Genomic DNA, 18,440 nt, shown 5'->3' with positions numbered 1-18,440 from the left:
CCGCCCGGGCCGGACCACGCCTCCGCGACCATGCCCGCCCTGCACCCCATGCGTCAACCTGAACAGTCCGGTCCCGGCTGGTTCGCCGGCCCGGCGGCGGAGGCCCTGCTGGCTGCCGAAACGCGGGCGATGGAGCGGGTGCTGGTCGGGGTTCCGGCACTGCCATGGTTGTGGGTGGGGGGCGACGGCGCCGAATATCCTGGCAGCGAGAGCCGGCGCGGCGTGCATCTGGCCCGCACCCGCCGTGGTTTCGGTGGTGATCTGCATTGTGTCCTGCCGTGGCCGCTGGTCAGCGAGACCTTCGGTGCGGTGTTGCTGCAACATGCCTTCGACGGGCGCGAAGACACCGGGGCTTTGCTTGGCGAATGCATGAGGATCCTCGCGCCGGGCGGGGTGCTGTGGCTGGCCGGATTGAACCCGTGGAGTCCGTACCGGGCCCGCTGGTGGCGTGCAGGCCTGAGCGCGCATGGTCCCGGCTATTGGCAGTCCGCATTGGCGCGGGCAGGTTTCCCGGCGGGTGCGGTCAGCCTGCAGTGGCTGGGGCCACGCTGGAGGCTGGACGATGACGGTGCCGGCATCGGTGCTGCCGACCGCCTGCGCGCCGGCATCGCCCTGACCGTCAGTAAACGCGTCCACGCCGGCATTCCGCCTGACCCGGTGCGAAGGTTGCGGTTGCAGACAGGACTGGGATCGGCGCGAACACATGCCGGCGCCTTGCGGCAAGGCCCGGGGCCGAAGCCATAATGTTGCAATGACATCCAATCCGAACAAGTCCGTCGAGATCCATACCGACGGCGCCTGCCTGGGCAATCCCGGCCCCGGCGGCTGGGCGGCCCTGCTGCGCTACCAGGGCCGTGAACGTGAGCTCAGCGGCGGCGAAGCCGCCACCACCAACAACCGCATGGAGCTGATGGCCGCGATCATGGGGCTGGAGTCGCTGACCGAGCCTTGCCAGGTGGACCTGACCACCGACTCGCAGTACGTCCGCCAGGGCATCACCCTGTGGATGGCCAACTGGGTTCGTCGTGGCTGGAAGACCGCTGGAGGCGACCCGGTCAAGAACCGTGAACTGTGGGAACGCCTGCATGCCGCTGCGCAGCGGCACCGGGTTGAGTGGCACTGGGTCAAGGGTCATTCCGGCGACCCGGACAACGAGCGTGTCGACGTGCTGGCGCGGACGCAGGCGCTGAAGTTCAGGGCAGGCTGACCGCGTATCCTGTCTGTAGCCCGGGTAAGCGCAGCCCACCCGGGGTATCCACCGCCAGATTCCCGGGTGCGCTGCGCTTACCCGGGCTACGAGTCTCACAGCCCACGCCAATGCGCCAGATCATCCTCGACACCGAAACCACCGGCCTGAGCTGGGAAAAAGGCAACCGCGTGGTCGAGATCGGCTGTGTCGAGTTCGTCGAGCGGCGGCCGACCGGGCGCACCTTCCATCGCTACCTCAACCCGCGTCGCGAGTTCGAGGCCGGCGCGCAGGAGGTGACCGGCCTGACTCTGGAGTTCCTTGCCGACAAGCCGTTCTTCGAGGACATCGTCGACGAGTTCCTCGAGTTCATCGACGGCGCCGAGCTGGTCATCCACAACGCCGCGTTCGACGTCGGCTTCCTCGACAACGAACTGCGCCTGGCCGGTCCGCAGTACGGTCGGCTGGCCGACCGTTGCGCGGTCGAGGACTCACTGCGGCTGGCGCGGCAGCGGTTCCCCGGCCAGCGCAACTCGCTGGACGCACTGTGCAAGCGGCTCGGCGTCGACAATACCCATCGCCAGCTGCACGGCGCGCTGCTCGATGCGCAGATCCTGGCCGAGGTCTACATCGCGCTGACCTCGGGACAGGAGGAGATCGGCTTCGGCGAGGCCCAGGCCAGCAATGAAGCGGGTCCGGTGGTGGCCTTCAGCGGGCGCAGCGACCGCCCGCGCCCGCTGGTCCAGGCCAGCGAAGAGGAACTGGCCGCACACGAGGCACGGCTCGCGACCCTGCGCAAGAAGGCAGGGGCGGCGGTATGGGACTCCCCGGCCGAGGCCTGAGGTGTTTGCCCGGGTAAGCGAAGTGCGCCCGCATGAACTCACAGGGCCGCTGGCGCGGCTCCACACTAGTGGCTGCGTACAAGCACCACGGTGATGTTGTCCGAGCCGCCGCCGTCCAACGCCGCTGCGACCAGGGTATCGACGCACTCCTGCGCGCTGCAGTCGTGCTGTGCGAGTACCCGGGTGATGGTCTCGTCGTCGACTTCCTCGGTCAGCCCGTCGCTGCACAGCAGCAGTTGCATGCCCGGGCGCAGCTCGCCGGTCATGGTCTCGACGTTGAGGTTGCGCGGGTCGGTCACGCCCAGCGCCTGGGTGACCACGTTGCGATGCGGGTGACTGCGTGCCTGCTCATGGGTGATCGCGCCGGTGGCGATGAGCTCCTGCACATAGCTATGGTCCTGGGAAAGCTGGGCCAGATGGCCGTCGCGCCACAGATAGACTCGACTGTCGCCGACCCAGGCAACCTCGAAGCGGTTGCCGGTAACCCGTGCCGCGACCACGGTGGTGCCCATCGGCAGGGCGTCGTGACGCCGGCGCGAGCCGCGGATGATTTCCTCGTCGGCGATGCGGATGGCCTGGACCAGCGGCGTGCCGTCGCGGACCTCGCGGACGATGGTCTCGCGGGCCAGCGCGCTGGCGACCTCGCCGTACTCATGCCCACCCATGCCGTCGGCGACCAGCCACAGGCCCAGCTCGCTGTCGCCGTAGTAGGTGTCTTCGTTCAGCTCCCGGCGCAAGCCGGCATGCGTCAGATGTCCAAATTCGATCATGACTCAATCATGGGAAGCATGCCGGTCGCGTCGGGCCTCTTTGAGGGATGAACGGAATCATCGGTGGCTGGCGGCCGTGTGGCAAGGTGGGATAACCCTGTTGCAGCGGTCGGGTGTTTTCCCTTGGATCTTCATGTCCAGAACCTTGGGCGTCGTGCGGGCCGGCATCGGGGATTGGGGTGTGGCTCAGTCCTGGCCGGAAGATTGCGTCAATGCGGTCACGGCTGCTTGCCGGGCCATCGCCCGGCCCGTATCATGGCGCCCCCGCGTCCATCGGTTTTGCCGGTGGAACACCGGAGAGGTGGCAGAGCGGTTGAATGTACCTGACTCGAAATCAGGCAGGCGTTAATAGCGCCTCGGGGGTTCGAATCCCCCCCTCTCCGCCAGATACGCATGACGCCCCGCAAGGGGCGTTTTGCGTATCTGGCGGAGAGCGAGGATCTGGATGAGAAGTCCGTGCCACCGGCACGGGTTCGACAAATCGGCAGGACAGCCGATTTGGACAGCCGCCAGGCTGCCCCTCGCACAGCGAGGGGCGAGGGCCAGGGATGGCCCGAGTCCATCCCCCCGGTCGCATCGCGGTTGAGTGCCCCGCAAGGGGCGTTTTGCGTATCTGGCGGAGAGCGAGGATCTGGATGAGAAGTCCGTGCCACCGGCACGGGTTCGACAAATCGGCAGGACAGCCGATTTGGACAGCCGCCAGGCTGCCCCTCGCACAGCGAGGGGCGAGGGCCAGGGATGGCCCGAGTCCATCCCCCCGTCGCATCGCGGTTGAGCGCCCCGCAAGGGGCGTTTTGCGCATCTGCCACCTTGTTAGACTTATCCCTCATCCAACAGGCATTCCCCCATGTCCGAAATCCTCGTCCCCATCTCTTTCGGCGAGCTGCTCGACAAGATCGCGATCCTGCAGATCAAGTCCGAGCGCATGACCGACGAAGCCAAGCTCGCCAACGTCCGCAATGAGCTGTCCGCGCTGGAAAAGACCTGGATGGCGCATCCGGCTGCAAACAAGGACATCGTCCGCCTGCGCGCGGACCTCAAGGCGGTCAACGAGCGACTGTGGGAGATCGAGGACGACATTCGCCTGAAGGAAAAGGCGCAGGCCTTCGATGAGGGGTTCATTCGCCTGGCCCGCAGTGTCTATTTCGAGAACGACACCCGTGCGCGGATCAAGAAGGAGATCAACCTCGCGCTCGGTTCGAGCTACGTGGAGGAAAAGTCCTACCAGGACTACGGCACCGGCAGCGGCATCTGAAGCCTGCCCGCGGCCCGTCCGCAGTCTACGGCCCGGGGTTCAGCCCGCATTCGCCCGCTCCGCCCGGCACAGGTAGCAGCCATGTCGGGCGTGGTGGAGGTGGAGCAGGGCGACCTCGGGGATGGTGAGGAAGTGACTCAGCTGCCTTTCGAGCGCATCGCCCGCGACGACTTCCGCGACCAGCAGGTCGCCGTCGGCGGCATAGGCGCGGACCGACAGCAATTTGCGGCGGAACCCGTCCGGTATCTCGTTGACCGCGAGCCGCGCCTGTTCGGCATTGCGGCGTACGAAGATCGGCCCGGAAGAGCGATAGGGCGAGGTCGTTGCGTGGTGCTCGAACGGCAGCAGCAAGACTTCTTCGTCGACGGCGGCATCGACCAGGCTGACCCGGCACGGGTAGCCACGCGGGGCGTCGGCGGTGCAGCGGCGCATGCCGCGGGCGGCGAGTTCACTGTCATCCAGCCTGAACAGAGGTGCGAACGGTTCGGCGGGCAGCGCGATCAACCTGAAATCGGGCATGGCGGCAGGGCTTCCTGGAAGGGTCGGGGACGATTCTCTGCTGGAGCAAAGGGAGCGTCTCGCCGTTTCCGGACATCACACAGAGCCAGTCCAGACCGATGCCTTCCTCGGTCGCGTCAACGTGTCAGTGCGTAGGCCGCGACCGCAAACGCCAGCAAGGCGACGGCGATCGCGACGGCCATGCCTGCATGGGCCCGATGCAACCGCCGTTCGAGCAGTTCCTGCCGGTGACGCAGGCCGGCGATGGTCGTTTCCAGTTCCTGCGAGGCCCGGGTCAGGGTGGCCAGGGTCTGCTCCATTTCCGCGGCCAGGGTCTTGATCGCCTGGTCGTTGTGAAGCACCGCGTCCTGGAGTTCGCCGATCTGCTTGGGCACCTGCGAGGGTTCGGCGTTGCGGGTGAACATCGGCCGCGCCGCGCGGATCAGTTCCGGCAGCAGCGGCGCCATGACGGTGAACCATGAAGCCATCAGCGTGCCTCCCGAGCGGTGATCTGTGGATGCCCGGCGCGGAAACGCTCGAACGCGGCGATGGTGTCGTCGACGGTGATCAGGTCCATCACGCCATCATGCTCGATCTTGCTGCCCCAGCGCAGGTCCGAGGCGGGCTTGCCGCGGAACTTGCGCGCGGCATCGTCATGGCGATCGACGCAGTAGCGGCGATCGCTGTAGGGGCCGCTCCGTTCCGGGTCGGTGGCGGCATGCAGGCCGAGCACGGTGGTGCCCATGGCGTTGGCGATGTGCATCGGGCCCGAGTCAGGGGTCATCACCAGGTCGGCGCGTTCGAGCAGGGCCGGCAGCTGCTTGAGGGTGTCCTTGCCGACCAGGTCCAGCGCGGAGTGCCGCATCGCGGCGATGATCGCGTCGGCGGTGCTGCGTTCCAACTCGCTGCGACCACCGCACAGCACGATCCTCCATCCGAGCCCGGCGGCGTGGTCGGCGACGGCGGCGTACCGCTCGGCGCGCCAGTTGCGCAGCGCGTGGCTGGAACAGGGCGAGACCAGCAGCACCGGCCCACCTTCGGTCGGCCATTGCGCCGCGGCCCATGCGCGTGCGTCGTCCGGCACCGGCAGGTCCCAGCGCACCTGTTCACGGCGCAGGCCGAGCGGTTCGCAAAAACTGCCGAGCACATCGAGTACATGCGGTCCGGTTGCATGCGATCCAGGTGCGGGCAGGCCCGGGCGGTCCGGGATGCGCTCGTTGACGAACAGGCCGTGCAGCTCTTTGGACCGGGAGCGGTCGTAGCCGACCCTGCGGCGGGCCGGGATGAAGCCCGAGAGCAGGTTGGCACGCGCGGCCAGCTGCATCTGCAGCAGTACGTCGAAGCGTGCCGCATCGCCCAGCCAGGCGCGCAGTTCGCGCCGCAGGGCGCGCATCCCGGCCAGCCCGGTCTTCTTGTCGTATTCGAAGAAGTCGACGCCCGGCAACCCGGCCAGCAGCCGGTGCTCGCCCTTGCCGATGACCCATGCGATGCGCACCTGTGGCCAGGCATCGCGCAGGGTGTGGAGCAGCGGCAGCACATGGGTCACATCGCCGAGGGCCGACAGCCTCAGCAGGCAGATCGATTCCGGCGGGTGAGGAACGGTGGGTGTGGGTGGCGTTTGAATTGTTAGACTCCAAGCGATGACCGGGTACGACGCCACTGAAGGCTTGACGCCATTCCGCGACGACGGCGGCTATGGCGCGATTCTGTTCGACCTGGAGTGCTTGCGACAAGCCGGGATGCGGCAAGTCGGGCCGGAATGGTTCTCACCGCAGCATTGGGGCGAGCGTGCGCGTCCGGTCGACAGTGGGGGGCGCGGCGGCGCCTGGTTCGTCGACACGCCAGTGGGGCCGGCGGTGCTGAGGCGCTACCTGCGCGGCGGGCTGGCGGCGAAACTCAGCCACGATAGCTATTTATGGCACGGCGCGAACCGTACACGCAGCTTCGCGGAATTCCGCCTGACCCGCGCTGTGGCCCGGCGCGGCCTGCCGGTGCCGCGGCCGATCGCGGCGTACTACCGTCGAGTGGGTCTGCGATACGAGGCGGCGATCCTGCTCGATCGCATCGATAATGTCGCATCGCTGGCCGACCATGCCGTCGAGGCCGCCGATGCCGCGCCATGGGAGGACGCCGGCCGGCTGGTGGCGAAAACCCACCGGGTCGGCCTCGATCATGCCGACCTCAACGCCCATAACCTCCTGTTCAACGGTACTGGCAAGGGCTGGGTGATCGACCTCGACCGCGGCGCCCTGCGGATTCCGGCCACCGGCTGGCGCGAGCGCAACCTCAAGCGCCTGCGCCGCTCGCTGCTCAAGCTGCGCGGCGAACGCCCGGCGGTCGAGGTCGAGCGCGACTATCAGCGCCTGCGGCAGGCCTACGATGCGATCTGGGCGCGCGGATACTGACATGGACGTGGAGGGAAGCGGTATGTGGCAACTGCGCCTGCAGGGCGTCGGCAACGCGTCGGCGGTGGAGCTGGGTTCGGCGATGGCGACGATAGAGCGCGATGGCAAACCATGGCTGACCATCGATTGTGGCGCCGAGGGCCTGACCGCCTTCATGGCGCACTACGGCCATCCCCCGCGGGCGCTGTTCATCACCCATACCCACATGGACCATGTGGCCGGTTTCGAGCGCCTGTTCGTCGACAGCCTGTTCGATCCCGAATGGCGTGGCCGTGTGCGGGTGTACGTGCCGGCGCCGCTGGTACCGCTGCTGCACCAGCGCGTCGGCGATTATCCGAACGCGCTGGCCGAGGGCGGGGCGAACTTCTGGGATGCCTTCCAGGTGGTGCCGGTGGGGGGCGCGTTCTGGCACGAGGGCGAGCGGCTGGAAGTGTTCCCGACCCGCCATCACTGGCCCGATACCGCGTTCGGCCTGCGCCTGCGCGGCAGCCTGGTCTGGACCGGCGATACCCGCCCGATCCCGGAGCAGCTCGCGCGCCGCGCCGACGCCGACGAGCTGATCGCCCACGATTGCGCGCTCGAGGGCAATCCGTCGCACAGCGGCATCGACGATCTTGAACGCGAATATCCGCGCACGCTGCTTGAGCGCTGCGTGTTCTACCACTACGCCAGCCGCGAGGACGGTGACGCGCTGGAACGGCGCGGTTACCGCATCGTGCGTCCCGGCGAGGTGTTGTCGCTGAGGCCGCCGACGGCATTGCCGGTGGAGCACACATGAGCCGAGCCGTACCGTCGCTGCCCTCGGCCGTCCCGCAGGCCCATCCGCATGACCTGCTCGGCCGTCCACTGCACGACCTGCGTCTGTCGCTGATCGAGGCCTGCAACTTCCGCTGCCCGTATTGCATGCCCGCCGACCGGATTCCCGATGACCATGGATTGGACGCGGCCGGGCGACTGGACTTCGACCAGATCGAAACCCTGGTCCGCGCCTTCGTCCGTCTCGGCGTGCGAAAGTTGCGCCTGACCGGTGGTGAGCCGCTGCTGCGCAAGCGGTTGCCTCAACTGGTGGCACGGCTGGCCGCGATCGAGGGACTCGATGACATCGCCCTGACTACCAATGGCGTGTTGCTGGCCACGCACGCACGTGCATTGCGCGAGGCCGGGCTGCGACGGGTCACGGTCAGCCTGGATGCGCTCGATCCGGCGATGTTCCACGCCATGTCCGGCGGTCGTGGCGAAGTGGGGCAGGTGCTGGCGGGTATCGGGGCCGCGCGTGAGGCCGGCTTCGACGTCATCAAGCTCAACTGTGTGGTCCAGCGCGACGTCAACGATGACCAGGTGCTGCCGCTGGTCGAGCGTTTCCGCGGCACCGGCATCGTGCCGCGGTTCATCGAATACATGGATGTGGGCACCTGCAACGATTGGCGCCGCGAGCGGGTGGTGCCATCGGCCGAGTTGCGCGACCGGATCCATGCGCGCTGGCCGCTGCGGGCGCTGGATCCGCACTACCTCGGCGAGGTGGCTTCGCGCTATGCGTTCGAGGACGGGGACGGCGAGATTGGTTTCGTCAGTTCGGTCAGCGCGCCGTTCTGTGGCGATTGTCATCGTGCCCGCGTATCGGCCGACGGGCATCTGTACACCTGCCTGTTCGCCGCCGAGGGGCATGACCTGCGCCCGGCACTGGCCGATGGCGAGGATGCGCTGGCCGAGGCCGCCGCGGCGATCTGGCGCCATCGGGGCGACCGCTACAGCGAGTTGCGGGGCAGCCGCAATGCGCCGAAGAAGCATGTCGAGATGTACTTGATAGGCGGGTGAGTCCCGACCGCTCCATGTCGGTCGTCCCGAGCACAGCGAGGGATCTGCTTTGACGGTTCGCGAGGAGACACAGGCGGGTATGGCTTTGCGGGACACGCCGTGAACCCGTCCATGGGGGCTCATCCGCAACATCCATGTTGCGGAAGGTCCTGCAAAGCCATACCCACCTGTGTCTGGACAGTTCGCGGGAAAGCAGATCCCTCGCTGCGCTCGGGACGACGCATCCGGTACTACAATCCCCCCAATGCCTCGCTCTCCACGCAAACTGACCCATATCGACCAGAGTGGCCGTCCGGCCATGGTCGACGTGTCCGCCAAGGACGTCACCGCGCGCGAGGCGCGGGCCGAATGCCGGGTACGGTTCCCGGCCGATGTCGCGGCCCAGTTGCACAAGAGCGGCCTGCGCAGCGCCAAGGGCGGCATCGTCGACACTGCGGTGATCGCCGGGACCATGGCGGTCAAGCGCACCCATGAACTGATCCCGTTCTGCCATCCGCTGCCGATCGACGGTTGCCGCATCGGCATCGACTGGGATGGCGACAACGTGCTGAAGATCGAATGCAGCGTGCGCACCACCGGCCGCACCGGGGTGGAAATGGAGGCGCTGACCGGCGCCACCATCGCCGCATTGACGGTGTACGACATGTGCAAGGCCCTGTCGCACCGGATCGTGCTCGGCCCGGCGAAACTGCTCGGCAAGCGTGGCGGTCGCCGCGACGTGGGGAGGCTGTGATGAGCGTGCGCCTGAGCGTGCTGTATTTCGCCAGCCTGCGCGACGCGACCGGTCGCGCCGAGGAGACGGTGATGTGCAATGCCGACGACCTGCGCGGGCTCTACGAATCGCTGCGCGAGCGGCATGGATTCGCATTCCCGGTCGAGCGCCTGCGCGTTGCCGTCGATGGTGCCTTCGCGCGCTGGGACGACGAGCCACGCGAGGGCAGCGAGGTCGCTTTCATCCCGCCGGTGAGCGGAGGCTGACATGTCGCGCCGCTTCCGGCTCGCCGCCGACCGCTTCGACATCGTGCCATTGCGCGATGCGCTGCTGGACGACCGCGCCGGCGGCTATGCAAGCTTCGAAGGGTGGGTGCGCGACCATCACGACGGTCGTACCGTAACGGGGCTGTACTACGAGGCCTATGCCGAACTGGCCCAGCGCGAAGGCGAGGCGGTGGTCGACGAGGCACTGGCCCGCTTCGACATCATCGATGCGTGTTGCGTGCATCGCCACGGCGATCTCGCGATTGGCGACCTGGCGGTCTGGGTCGGTGTCAGCGCCGCGCACCGCGATGCCGCCTTCGCCGCCTGCCGCTTCATCATCGACGAGGTCAAGGCGCGGGTGCCGATCTGGAAACACGAACGCTATGCCGATGGCGACGCAGGCTGGCGGCATCCCGACCCGGCCGAACGCTGAGCCGGGTCTGAAAACGGAGGGCGTGATCATGCGAATCCACAGATTGAAACACGCATTTGCCGGAGTGCTGCTGGCCACCGGTGTGATGGTGGCGACGGGCCCGCTTGCAGCCGGCGAGCTGCTGGTCGGCAACAAGTCGGCCGACACGGTGTGGCGTCTCTCGCTCGAGGATGGGCGCCGCATCGGCACGGTGGCGACAGGCGTGGCCCCGCACGAGATCGCGGTGAGCCCTGATGGCCGCCGCGCGGTGGTCACCAACTACGGCAACGCCGATGTGCCCGGCAACAGCCTGACCGTGCTCGGCCTGGAAGGTGGCGAGGCGCCGCGCACCGTGTCGCTTGGCGACCACGGACGCCCGCATGGCGTCCGCTTCCTGCCAGACGGCCGACGCGTGGCAGTGACCACCGAGGCTTCGCACAGCCTGCTGGTGGTGGATATCGACGCCGAGGCGGGTGCCGACCCCGTCCAGTCCGTGATCGAGATTGGCGACGGCCTCGGCCACATGGTCGCGCTGTCGGATGACGGCGGCACGGCCTGGGTCAGCAAGATCGTCGCCGGCACGGTCAGCCGCATCGACCTTGGCGAGGGGCGCAAGACCGTCGAGGCGGCCAGCGGCGAGGGCGCCGAAGGCATCGCATGGCGCAACGACGTGGAGGAGGGGGGCGAGGTCTGGGTCAGCAACCGCGCCGCCGGGACCGTCACCGTGCACGCTCCGGACACGCTGGAGATCCGGCACACCCTGGAAAGTCCCGGATTCCCGATCCGTGTCGTGTTCACCGCCGATGGCGGCCACGCGCTGGTGACCAACGCCCGCGCGGGAGAACTGGCGGTGTTCGATGCCGGCACCAAGACCCGCGTCGCCACGGTCAACCTGCTGCGTGAGGACGGCGGTGGATACCAGGAAACCCTGCTCGGCCGCGACGCACTGCCGATCGGCGTGATCGCCGACCCGAAGCGACCGCGCGTCTACGTCGCCATCAGCGGCGCCGACGAGATCGCCGTGATCGATACCGGATCATGGAAAGTCATCGACCATTGGCCGACCGGCCGCGAGCCCGACGCGCTGGGGATCGTCGAGTAATCGTTCCTGTGCACTGGGGGCGGCCCCAAAAAAGGCGGCGGCCCCGCCAACGATCCTCGGCACCCGCGTCGATCGATACCGTTGCTGCCTTCCGGCCCTGGCGGAGTTTTCGACCTAGCGTCGCGAGGGGCCGACGGGGCCACCATAGGACACATGCTCTTGCACTTTCCTGCTACATGCGTCCATGAACCGGCGTCCACAAGGGGCGCCACGGTTCATGGGCGTGAAGTATGGCGGAGAGAGGGGGATTCGAACCCCCGAAGCGCGGTTTAGACGCTTACACACTTTCCAGGCGTGCTCCTTCAACCACTCGGACACCTCTCCGCTGGACCCGTACAGGCGGCTCACACCGGCCTGGAGGGGGCGCAAATTCTAACGCTGGCGCGGGCTTGCCACAAGCGGTGGCGTTCAGTCGCGATGCTGGTGGCGGCAGGGCTGGACGCGCATGGCACACTATGGACAGTCTGCCTGCCGGTCCATCCGCCGAGGCGCAACCGAGGTCCTACCCGAAGCCATGTCCTACCTGGTCCTTGCACGCAAGTGGCGCCCGCACCGTTTCGCCGAGCTGGTCGGGCAGGAGCACGTGGTGAAGGCGTTGACCAACGCGCTGGACTCCGGCCGCATCCACCATGCCTTCCTGTTCACCGGCACCCGCGGGGTCGGCAAGACCAGCATCGCGCGGATCTTCGCCAAGTCGCTGAACTGCGAGCAGGGCACCTCGGCCGACCCCTGCGGCGAATGCGGGTCCTGCAAGGACATCGATGCCGGCCGCTTCATCGACCTGCTGGAGATCGATGCCGCCTCCAACACCGGCGTCGACGACGTCCGCGAGGTCATCGACAACGCCCAGTACATGCCCAGCCGCGGGCGGGTGAAGGTGTACCTGATCGACGAGGTGCACATGCTCTCCAAGAGCGCCTTCAACGCGCTGCTGAAGACGCTGGAGGAGCCGCCCGGGCACGTGAAGTTCCTGCTCGCGACCACCGACCCGCAGAAACTGCCGGTGACGGTGTTGTCGCGTTGCCTGCAGTTCAATCTCAAGCGCCTGGACGAGGCGCAGATCACCGGCCAGATCGACAAGATCCTCGAAGCCGAGGGCATCCCGGCCGAGCCCGGCGCGGTGCGCCAGATCGCCCGTGGCGCCGATGGCAGCCTGCGCGACGCGCTGTCGCTGCTCGACCAGGCAATCGCTTACACCGGGGCCAACAGCGCTGGTGGCACTCTTGAGGACGCCGGGGTGGCGGCGATGCTGGGCACGGTCGATCGCACCCGGGTCGGCGCGGTCCTGTCGGCACTGGCGGATGGCGATGGCGAGCGCATGCTGGCCGAGGTCGCGACCCTGTCCGAGTTCTCGCCCGACTGGGGCAGCGTGCTGGAAGCGTTGTCGGAGGCCCTGCACCGGGTACAGGTACGCCAGCTCGTGCCTGGCAGTGAAGTCGATGGCGATGGCGTCGATATCGACGCGCTGGCGGCCGCCGCGCGCCCGGAGGTCGTCCAGCTCTGGTACCAGATGGCGCTCAATGGGCGCCGCGATCTGGCGTATGCGCCGAGTCCGCGAGCCGGCTTCGAGATGAGCCTGCTGCGGATGCTGGCGTTCCGGCCGGCCGGCGAGGGGGCTGCCCCGGTGCAGACACCGGTGCAGGGTGGCAGCGATGCCGGGCATCGCAGCAGTTCGCCAGCGGTTCTGGCTTCGGCGGCGCCGGCTGTCGAGGCGGCATCTTCTTCCGGCCCCATTCCCTCGCCACCGCCACCGCCACCGTCCGCGGCAGCGCGAGCCCGACCCGAACCGGCCGATATCGTCATCGAGCGGACCCCGCCGGTTCCGCCCCCCGCCGAACCGTCTTCTGCATCGGCGCCGAATGGCCATGCTCCGGCGAAAGCAGTGAGCGGCACCAAGACCGGCCGCCGTATCGAGGATGCCGACGACTGGCATGACCTGGTCGAAGGACTCGATGTGCTGAAGGGGCCGGCGCGGCTGTTGGCCGAGCACGCGGTATTCGTCGGGCACGACGATGGTGACGTGCTGCGGCTGGCCCTGTCCGACAGCGACGAACATCTGCGCATGCCGCTGGCGATCGAGCGGTTGGTCGCGGCGCTCGGGCCGATCCTCGGAACGGGATTGCAGGTCCGTTTCGAGGCCGCGGCACCGACCGACGAGTCCGTCCGCGACCGCAAGGCGCGTGCACGCGACGAGCGTCAGGCTGAGGCCGAGGAAATCTTCATGAACGACCCGGAAGTACAGCGGCTGATCCAGCAGCACGGCGCGAAGGTCGTTCCCGATTCGATCAGGCCTTTCGACGAGGCCTGAGCACAATCGCCGCCAGTGCGGCCCCCACCTTCATTGCAAGCGAGAGAACATCATGCGCGGAAACATCGCCCAACTCATGCAACAGGCGCAGAAGATGCAGGAGAACCTGCAGAAGGCGCAGGAAGAACTGGCCAACCTTGAAGTCACCGGCAACGCCGGCGGCGGCATGGTCAGCGTCACCCTGACCGGGCGGATGGAGTGTCGCAAGGTTCGCATCGACCCGAGCGTGCTGACCGACCCGGAGATGGCCGAGGATCTGATTGCCGCTGCCATCAACGATGCGGTCAACAAGGCCAACGAGGCGTCGCAGTCCAGGATGGGCAGCGCCACCGCCGGCATGCCGCTGCCGCCCGGGATGAAGCTCCCGTTCTGATCTTTCCTCGTCCCCGCCAGGGCGGGGATCCAGGTTTTGTAGCCCGGACTACGATTGGGATGCGATGAGTTCCCTGCTCGAACAACTGATCGACGCCTTCCGCGTCTTGCCCGGCGTGGGTCAGAAGTCGGCACAGCGGATGGCCTACCACGTGCTCGAGCGCGGGCGCGACGGTGGCCGCCACCTTGCGCATACCCTGAGCGAGGCGGTCGAGAAGGTCGGTCATTGCGCGCGCTGCCGCGATTTCAGCGAAACCGAGATCTGCGCCACCTGCGCAAGTCCGTCGCGCGATGCCCAGTTGTTGTGCGTGGTCGAATCGCCGGCCGATCGGCTGGCGATCGAGCAGGCCACCGGTTACCGCGGCCTGTACTTCGTGTTGCAGGGGCGGCTGTCGCCGCTCGACGGCATCGGCCCGCGCGAACTCGGCCTGGACAGGCTCGGCCAGCGTCTGGCCGAGGGTGAGGTACAGGAGCTGATCATCGCCACCAACCCCACCGTCGAAGGCGAGGCCACGGCTCACTATCTGTCGCAGCTGGCGCGCGGCCACGGGGTCAAGCCCAGTCGCCCCGCCCATGGCCTGCCGCTCGGCGGCGAGCTGGAGTACGTCGACCGCGGCACGCTGTCGCATGCGTTCGGCAGCCGCAGCGAGATCGGGGAATAGACGCCGGGCTCTTGCCCTCGCATGGCGAGAAATCTGCTTTCCAGCCAACCATCCAGACGCGGCCGGGTATGCCTTTGCAGGACCGTATGCGGCATGGATGCCGCATCCGAGCCTACATGGATGTATTCACGGCGTGTCCTGCAAAGGCATACCCGGCCGTGTCCTCACGCGAACCATCAAAGCAGATTTCTCGCCACATTCGGGATGACAGCCTATCCTTGATCGGGTCCCGAACCCCGAACTCCGCCATGTCCGACACCATCTTCCACAAGATCATCCGTCGCGAGATTCCAGCCGACATCGTCCATGAGGACGAGCATGTCATCGCGTTCCGCGACATCGCCCCGCAGGCGCCGGTGCACGTGCTGTTCGTGCCCAAGACCGACATCGCGACGCTCAACGACGTCAAACCCGACCAGGCCGAAATCATCGGTCGGCTTGCCGTCGCCGCGGCGAACTACGCCAAGACCCAGGGCTTCGCCGAGGACGGATACCGCATCGTGATGAACTGCAACGATCACGGCGGCCAGACCGTGTTCCAGATCCACCTGCACCTGCTCGCGGGCGCGCAGCTGGGGCACTTCGGCACGCCCTGACGCGATCAGGCCGCCATCGGCTGCCAGCGGTATGTCCGATGGTGGGCCAGGGCCAGCATGGCATGATCCTCGGCGCTGTCGCCATAGGCGTGGACAGCGCCGTAATCGGCCAGTCGATAGCGCTTGAGCACCCGCCGCGCCTTGTGTTCGCCGCAACAATCGTGGCCGCGGTAGCGGCCGGTGAAACGCCCGCGGCGGTGGCCGAGCTGCGAACAGATCAGCGCCACGCCGTGCTGTCGGCACCAGCGCCGCAGGTAGAGGTCGATCGAGGCCGAAACGACCACCACGGTGTCGCCGCGCTGCAGGTGCCAGCGAATGCGCTCCAGCGCCTGCGGCCTGACGAAGCCGGGCAGGGTGTCGCGGGCATAGCGCTCGGCGGCTTCGGCAAATGCCTGTCGCTCCAGGCCGGACAGGCCGACGCGCACCACCGCCGCGCGCAGTACGTGCGCCGGTACGACCTTCAGGCGGTAGTAGCCGAACACCAGCGGCGCAAGCAGCAGGCCGCCCCAGCGCAACCGCCGGGGCGGGATGTTCGCTTTCAGGAAGGCCGAGAAGGTGTCGCGATCGGTGATGGTGTGATCGAAGTCGAACAGCGCCAGATCCATCTACAAACCCTGGTTGGAACTACGCCCCCCATTTGATGCAAATGGAGGTGCCACAGTGCACGGCTGGGCCCAAGGTTTGCACAGCAAACTTCGGGAACTTCCGGGGACAGCTCGGGAAGTACCTCTTACCTTTACCAATACCCCCACCACGGCCACGGTGCCGGGTAGGTGATCACATCGACCTGTTCGCGGACCGGCCACAGGTAGACCACGTCGGCCTCGACCAGCGGGAAACGGTAGCTGTAGCCGCCAATCTTGCGGCTCTCGTAGCCGCTGATGCGGCCGATGAAGGTGACCTCGCGGCCGGTATCGAACACCGCCGGGTCGTAGAAGCCGCTGCGGCAGGCGATGAAGCGGCCACCGGTTTCGTCGCTGGCCCAGTAGGGGCGCGCGTTGCTGTTGAGGCGGGTCGCCAGCATCTCGAAACAGGTGCGGTTTTCCTTCGGCTCGACCTGGATTACCCGGCCGCCCCAGCGCACGGCGGCGCCGGTCATGTCGCTGTCGGCGGCCATTCGCGGAGTGGCGGGGCTGTAATCGCCCTGCAGGGGTTTCGGCTGGGTCGCGCAACCTGCGGCCAGGGTGGCGGCCAGGACAGTGACGATCAGTCTGCTGCGGGTCTTCATCGACGTTCTCCCGGGATACGTGCCGGATTGCTGGAGCGGGCAGGGCGGTGGCGGCGCAGAGTCCGGATCAGGGCCTGAAGTCCGGCCTGCTCCTGTTGGCCGGTTATCTGCCCGCCAGCGTACCGCCATTCTGTGAAACGGTGGCTGAGTTCTGACAGGGCCGGCTCGAGATCGGGGCGGATCCGGGCGATCCGGGCCACCCAGTCGCCGGCGGTCTCGTGGGGTTCTCGACCCAGCCCGAGACGGGCATAGCGGCGGCCGAGGCGGTGCCAGGCGCGCAGCAGCGGGTCGCGCTCGCGTTCGCTTCGGCGACTGAGCCAGGCCATCCACAGCAGCGCGAACGCGGCTGCCAACGCGAACAGTCCGATCATCTGCGCCGGTTGCAGGCGGTCGATCCCGAACGGTCGCAGGATGTGCCGCTGGCGTTCGGCATCGAAGCCGAGCACGAAGTCGTTCCACCCATGCCGCATCCAGTCCGTGAACTCCAGCACCGGAGTGATGAGCCCAGGGGGGACGTTGCCCCAGGCCGCCAGCAGCCCGCCCGCGCCGGGGGCGCGGTCGGCGAGGGTGTCGTAGATGCGCTCGGGGGCCACTGCCGCGGTCGGGTCGGTGCGAACCCAGCCGCGCCCGGGCAACCAGACTTCGGCCCAGGCATGGGCGTCGGAGCGGCGCACCAGCCAGTAGCTGCCGAGCCGGTTGTAGTAGCCACCGGTATAGCCGGTGACCACGCGGGCGGGGATGCCGGCGCTGCGCATCAGGACCACGAAGGCGCTGCTGAAGTGCTCGCAGAAGCCTTCCTTGTGGTCGAACAGGAATTCATCGGCGGTGTGCCGACCCGGCAGCGGCGTGCTCAGGGTGTAGGCGAACTCGCGCGTGATCCAGTCCATTGCGCGCTGGACGATTGCCGCGTCGTCGTCTCCGGCTTCCTCCCGCCATTGCCGGGCCAATGCTTGTGTGCGCGGGTTGTAGCCTTCGGGAAGGGACAGTGCGCGTTGCCGGAGGGTGCGGTAGATATCGGCGTCGTAATGGGCCGGTGGTGCCGATTGCATGCGCCAGCGGGTCAGAGAGGTCAATGGCCGATGCGAGAACAGGCTGTGGTCGACGGCCAGGCGGCTGCCGTCGGGTGCCGTGCGCAGTAGATCCAGCGACACCAGCAGTTGCCTGTCGGTGGGTTCGATTTCGATCTCGTAGTCCCAGCCGGCTGCCCGGGACTCGACGCGAGCCGGGGGAGTGCCCTGCAGCCAGCGCGGCTGGGTCCATTCGCGACCGTCGAAATCCCACAGCACCGGACCGCGCCAGTACATCTGCGAGGTTGGTGGCGTCGGGCCGAAGAACTTCACACGCAGCGCGGGGGTGTCGTCGGCCATCAGGTCGATCCACTCGCCGGGGCGCATGCTGTCGGACAGGCCCGGGCGGGCCACGGTGCGCTCGGGTACGCCCCACAGCGGGCTGGCCAGGCGCGGGAACAGCCAGAATGCGGCCAGCGCCAGCGGCAGGCCGACCAGCAGCAGGCGGCCCACTCCGGCCAGTCGCCGCCAGGAGATCGCCGGGGTGCCCGGATCGCCGGCTTCCAGATCGGCCAGCTGTTGCAGGGTGACCAGCACCGCGACCGAGGCGAGCAGCCCGAACGCCAGGCTCAGCGGTCCCTGATCGAGCAGGAAGGTCGCAAATGGCGCGAACAGGGAGAAGCCGAGCAGGCTGCGGGCGTCGCGCAGCCTGTGGGTCTCGGCCGGCTTGGCCGCGATCATCGCCGCAAGCAGGGCGCAGCCGGTATCGCGGCCGATGCTGAAACCGGACATCACCAGTACCGCGACGATCAGCGACAGGACCAGCAGCAGGCGCAACAGTCCCGGCAGCGGTCGCCGCCACGACAGCGTCGTCATCAACACAGCGGTCATGGCGACCAGCACGGCGATCCGCATCGGCAACTGCAGCAACAGCGGCAGCAGGCACAGCGCGGCACTGGCGAGCACCACGATCCGGGCCGGGGCGTCCAGCGGGGTGGCCGGGT

The 18,440-nt window shown here is 67.7% G+C and carries 22 protein-coding genes, 2 tRNA genes and 1 other RNA gene; 16 read left to right on the top strand and 9 right to left on the bottom strand.

Annotated features, from left to right (window positions below):
* Positions 1 to 48 precede the first annotated feature (48 nt).
* The 3 genes from FKV23_RS10975 (at position 49) to dnaQ (ending at position 2,028) form a co-directional block, all read left to right on the top strand.
* Positions 49 to 744 carry a class I SAM-dependent methyltransferase gene (locus tag FKV23_RS10975; RefSeq protein ID WP_141623880.1) on the top strand — a complete coding sequence of 232 codons (696 nt, stop codon included), beginning with the start codon at positions 49 to 51 and terminating at the stop codon, positions 742 to 744.
* A 7-nt stretch (positions 745 to 751) separates the two neighbouring features.
* On the top strand, positions 752 to 1,207 hold the full coding sequence (rnhA, locus tag FKV23_RS10970; protein WP_141623879.1) for a ribonuclease HI: 456 nt from the start codon (positions 752 to 754) through the stop codon (positions 1,205 to 1,207).
* 110 nt (positions 1,208 to 1,317) lie between these two features.
* Positions 1,318 to 2,028: a DNA polymerase III subunit epsilon gene (gene dnaQ, locus FKV23_RS10965; RefSeq protein ID WP_141623878.1), complete on the top strand. Its 711-nt coding sequence runs from the start codon at positions 1,318 to 1,320 to the stop codon at positions 2,026 to 2,028.
* Between the two features lie 65 nt (positions 2,029 to 2,093).
* Here dnaQ and FKV23_RS10960 read toward each other — a convergent pair whose 3' ends face one another.
* Complete coding sequence (locus tag FKV23_RS10960) at positions 2,094 to 2,798, bottom strand: PP2C family protein-serine/threonine phosphatase (protein WP_141623877.1); 705 nt, start codon at positions 2,796 to 2,798, stop codon at positions 2,094 to 2,096.
* A gap of 295 nt (positions 2,799 to 3,093) precedes the next feature.
* Here FKV23_RS10960 and FKV23_RS10955 point away from each other — a divergent pair.
* Positions 3,094 to 3,184 (top strand) — tRNA-Ser (locus FKV23_RS10955).
* Between the two features lie 461 nt (positions 3,185 to 3,645).
* A complete protein-coding gene (locus FKV23_RS10950; RefSeq protein ID WP_141623876.1) occupies positions 3,646 to 4,053 on the top strand; it encodes a DUF6165 family protein in 408 nt (135 codons plus the stop codon).
* 39 nt (positions 4,054 to 4,092) lie between these two features.
* On the opposite strand, the gene FKV23_RS10945 is transcribed toward FKV23_RS10950, so the two are convergent.
* From FKV23_RS10945 to FKV23_RS10935, 3 genes are all read right to left on the bottom strand, one after another.
* A complete protein-coding gene (locus FKV23_RS10945) occupies positions 4,093 to 4,557 on the bottom strand; it encodes a DUF1203 domain-containing protein (RefSeq protein WP_167285170.1) in 465 nt (154 codons plus the stop codon).
* Positions 4,558 to 4,688: 131 nt separating this feature from the next.
* Complete coding sequence (locus FKV23_RS10940) at positions 4,689 to 5,039, bottom strand: hypothetical protein (protein ID WP_141623874.1); 351 nt, start codon at positions 5,037 to 5,039, stop codon at positions 4,689 to 4,691.
* Positions 5,039 to 6,175, bottom strand: coding sequence for a glycosyltransferase family 9 protein (locus FKV23_RS10935; RefSeq protein WP_244244180.1), 1,137 nt, complete (start codon positions 6,173 to 6,175; stop codon positions 5,039 to 5,041). The genes FKV23_RS10940 and FKV23_RS10935 overlap by 1 nt, the downstream gene beginning before the upstream one ends.
* 16 nt (positions 6,176 to 6,191) lie before the next feature.
* On the opposite strand from FKV23_RS10935, the gene FKV23_RS10930 reads away from it, so the two are divergent.
* From FKV23_RS10930 to FKV23_RS10900, 7 genes are all read left to right on the top strand, one after another.
* Positions 6,192 to 6,956: a 3-deoxy-D-manno-octulosonic acid kinase gene (locus FKV23_RS10930; protein ID WP_141623873.1), complete on the top strand. Its 765-nt coding sequence runs from the start codon at positions 6,192 to 6,194 to the stop codon at positions 6,954 to 6,956.
* A gap of 1 nt (position 6,957) precedes the next feature.
* On the top strand, positions 6,958 to 7,734 hold the full coding sequence (locus tag FKV23_RS10925; protein ID WP_141623872.1) for an MBL fold metallo-hydrolase: 777 nt from the start codon (positions 6,958 to 6,960) through the stop codon (positions 7,732 to 7,734).
* Positions 7,731 to 8,771 carry a GTP 3',8-cyclase MoaA gene (moaA, locus tag FKV23_RS10920; protein ID WP_141623871.1) on the top strand — a complete coding sequence of 347 codons (1,041 nt, stop codon included), beginning with the start codon at positions 7,731 to 7,733 and terminating at the stop codon, positions 8,769 to 8,771. The genes FKV23_RS10925 and moaA overlap by 4 nt, the downstream gene beginning before the upstream one ends.
* A gap of 244 nt (positions 8,772 to 9,015) precedes the next feature.
* Positions 9,016 to 9,504 (top strand): cyclic pyranopterin monophosphate synthase MoaC, encoded by a 489-nt coding sequence (moaC, locus tag FKV23_RS10915; RefSeq protein WP_141623870.1) that lies wholly within the window; start codon positions 9,016 to 9,018, stop codon positions 9,502 to 9,504.
* Entirely contained in the window at positions 9,504 to 9,749 is a 246-nt protein-coding gene (locus FKV23_RS10910) for a MoaD/ThiS family protein (protein WP_141623869.1), read from the top strand. The genes moaC and FKV23_RS10910 overlap by 1 nt, the downstream gene beginning before the upstream one ends.
* A 1-nt stretch (position 9,750) precedes the next feature.
* On the top strand, positions 9,751 to 10,182 hold the full coding sequence (locus FKV23_RS10905) for a molybdenum cofactor biosynthesis protein MoaE (RefSeq protein ID WP_141623868.1): 432 nt from the start codon (positions 9,751 to 9,753) through the stop codon (positions 10,180 to 10,182).
* A 28-nt stretch (positions 10,183 to 10,210) separates the two neighbouring features.
* Entirely contained in the window at positions 10,211 to 11,263 is a 1,053-nt protein-coding gene (locus FKV23_RS10900) for a YncE family protein (protein WP_167285167.1), read from the top strand.
* A 40-nt stretch (positions 11,264 to 11,303) separates the two neighbouring features.
* On the opposite strand, the gene ffs is transcribed toward FKV23_RS10900, so the two are convergent.
* An RNA gene (ffs, locus tag FKV23_RS10895) (signal recognition particle sRNA small type) lies at positions 11,304 to 11,400 on the bottom strand.
* A 94-nt stretch (positions 11,401 to 11,494) separates the two neighbouring features.
* Positions 11,495 to 11,587, bottom strand: a tRNA-Ser gene (locus FKV23_RS10890).
* A 190-nt stretch (positions 11,588 to 11,777) separates the two neighbouring features.
* Between FKV23_RS10890 and dnaX the strand changes: the two genes are divergently transcribed.
* From dnaX to FKV23_RS10870, 4 genes are all read left to right on the top strand, one after another.
* A complete protein-coding gene (dnaX, locus tag FKV23_RS10885; RefSeq protein ID WP_141623866.1) occupies positions 11,778 to 13,571 on the top strand; it encodes a DNA polymerase III subunit gamma/tau in 1,794 nt (597 codons plus the stop codon).
* A gap of 52 nt (positions 13,572 to 13,623) precedes the next feature.
* On the top strand, positions 13,624 to 13,944 hold the full coding sequence (locus tag FKV23_RS10880) for a YbaB/EbfC family nucleoid-associated protein (protein ID WP_141623865.1): 321 nt from the start codon (positions 13,624 to 13,626) through the stop codon (positions 13,942 to 13,944).
* A 64-nt stretch (positions 13,945 to 14,008) separates the two neighbouring features.
* A complete protein-coding gene (gene recR / locus FKV23_RS10875) occupies positions 14,009 to 14,605 on the top strand; it encodes a recombination mediator RecR (protein WP_141623864.1) in 597 nt (198 codons plus the stop codon).
* Positions 14,606 to 14,853: 248 nt separating this feature from the next.
* Positions 14,854 to 15,201, top strand: a complete 348-nt coding sequence (locus tag FKV23_RS10870) for a histidine triad nucleotide-binding protein (RefSeq protein ID WP_141623863.1) — start codon at positions 14,854 to 14,856, stop codon at positions 15,199 to 15,201.
* Positions 15,202 to 15,206: 5 nt separating this feature from the next.
* Here FKV23_RS10870 and FKV23_RS10865 read toward each other — a convergent pair whose 3' ends face one another.
* From FKV23_RS10865 to FKV23_RS10855, 3 genes are all read right to left on the bottom strand, one after another.
* Positions 15,207 to 15,806, bottom strand: a complete 600-nt coding sequence (locus FKV23_RS10865) for an HAD family hydrolase (RefSeq protein WP_141623862.1) — start codon at positions 15,804 to 15,806, stop codon at positions 15,207 to 15,209.
* A 131-nt stretch (positions 15,807 to 15,937) separates the two neighbouring features.
* Positions 15,938 to 16,429 (bottom strand): Slp family lipoprotein, encoded by a 492-nt coding sequence (locus FKV23_RS10860; protein WP_141623861.1) that lies wholly within the window; start codon positions 16,427 to 16,429, stop codon positions 15,938 to 15,940.
* The gene (locus FKV23_RS10855) at positions 16,426 to 18,405 is read right to left on the bottom strand and encodes a transglutaminase TgpA family protein (RefSeq protein ID WP_279633005.1); all 1,980 of its coding nucleotides are present in this window, start codon (positions 18,403 to 18,405) and stop codon (positions 16,426 to 16,428) included. Before FKV23_RS10855 ends, FKV23_RS10860 begins: the two co-directional genes overlap by 4 nt.
* Positions 18,406 to 18,440 lie beyond the last annotated feature (35 nt).

The organism is Lysobacter alkalisoli (assembly GCF_006547045.1).
GTDB classification, from domain to species: Bacteria; Pseudomonadota; Gammaproteobacteria; order Xanthomonadales; family Xanthomonadaceae; genus Marilutibacter; species Marilutibacter alkalisoli.
This window is presented reverse-complemented; position numbering and strand designations above follow the sequence as displayed.

Bases quoted from the DNA above. Each gene is read 5' to 3' on its own strand.
- FKV23_RS10880 (WP_141623865.1), top strand. From the start codon at position 13,624: ATGCGCGGAAACATCGCCCAACTCATGCAACAGGCGCAGAAGATGCAG.
- FKV23_RS10930 (WP_141623873.1), top strand. From the start codon at position 6,192: ATGACCGGGTACGACGCCACTGAAGGCTTGACGCCATTCCGCGACGAC.
- moaA (WP_141623871.1), top strand. From the start codon at position 7,731: ATGAGCCGAGCCGTACCGTCGCTGCCCTCGGCCGTCCCGCAGGCCCAT.
- FKV23_RS10865 (WP_141623862.1), bottom strand. From the start codon at position 15,806: ATGGATCTGGCGCTGTTCGACTTCGATCACACCATCACCGATCGCGAC.
- moaC (WP_141623870.1), top strand. From the start codon at position 9,016: ATGCCTCGCTCTCCACGCAAACTGACCCATATCGACCAGAGTGGCCGT.
- FKV23_RS10940 (WP_141623874.1), bottom strand. From the start codon at position 5,039: ATGGCTTCATGGTTCACCGTCATGGCGCCGCTGCTGCCGGAACTGATC.
- FKV23_RS10975 (WP_141623880.1), top strand. From the start codon at position 49: ATGCGTCAACCTGAACAGTCCGGTCCCGGCTGGTTCGCCGGCCCGGCG.
- dnaQ (WP_141623878.1), top strand. From the start codon at position 1,318: ATGCGCCAGATCATCCTCGACACCGAAACCACCGGCCTGAGCTGGGAA.
- FKV23_RS10900 (WP_167285167.1), top strand. From the start codon at position 10,211: ATGCGAATCCACAGATTGAAACACGCATTTGCCGGAGTGCTGCTGGCC.
- FKV23_RS10860 (WP_141623861.1), bottom strand. From the start codon at position 16,429: ATGAAGACCCGCAGCAGACTGATCGTCACTGTCCTGGCCGCCACCCTG.
- FKV23_RS10910 (WP_141623869.1), top strand. From the start codon at position 9,504: ATGAGCGTGCGCCTGAGCGTGCTGTATTTCGCCAGCCTGCGCGACGCG.
- FKV23_RS10950 (WP_141623876.1), top strand. From the start codon at position 3,646: ATGTCCGAAATCCTCGTCCCCATCTCTTTCGGCGAGCTGCTCGACAAG.
- FKV23_RS10960 (WP_141623877.1), bottom strand. From the start codon at position 2,798: ATGATCGAATTTGGACATCTGACGCATGCCGGCTTGCGCCGGGAGCTG.
- FKV23_RS10905 (WP_141623868.1), top strand. From the start codon at position 9,751: ATGTCGCGCCGCTTCCGGCTCGCCGCCGACCGCTTCGACATCGTGCCA.
- FKV23_RS10925 (WP_141623872.1), top strand. From the start codon at position 6,958: ATGGACGTGGAGGGAAGCGGTATGTGGCAACTGCGCCTGCAGGGCGTC.
- rnhA (WP_141623879.1), top strand. From the start codon at position 752: ATGACATCCAATCCGAACAAGTCCGTCGAGATCCATACCGACGGCGCC.
- dnaX (WP_141623866.1), top strand. From the start codon at position 11,778: ATGTCCTACCTGGTCCTTGCACGCAAGTGGCGCCCGCACCGTTTCGCC.
- FKV23_RS10870 (WP_141623863.1), top strand. From the start codon at position 14,854: ATGTCCGACACCATCTTCCACAAGATCATCCGTCGCGAGATTCCAGCC.
- recR (WP_141623864.1), top strand. From the start codon at position 14,009: ATGAGTTCCCTGCTCGAACAACTGATCGACGCCTTCCGCGTCTTGCCC.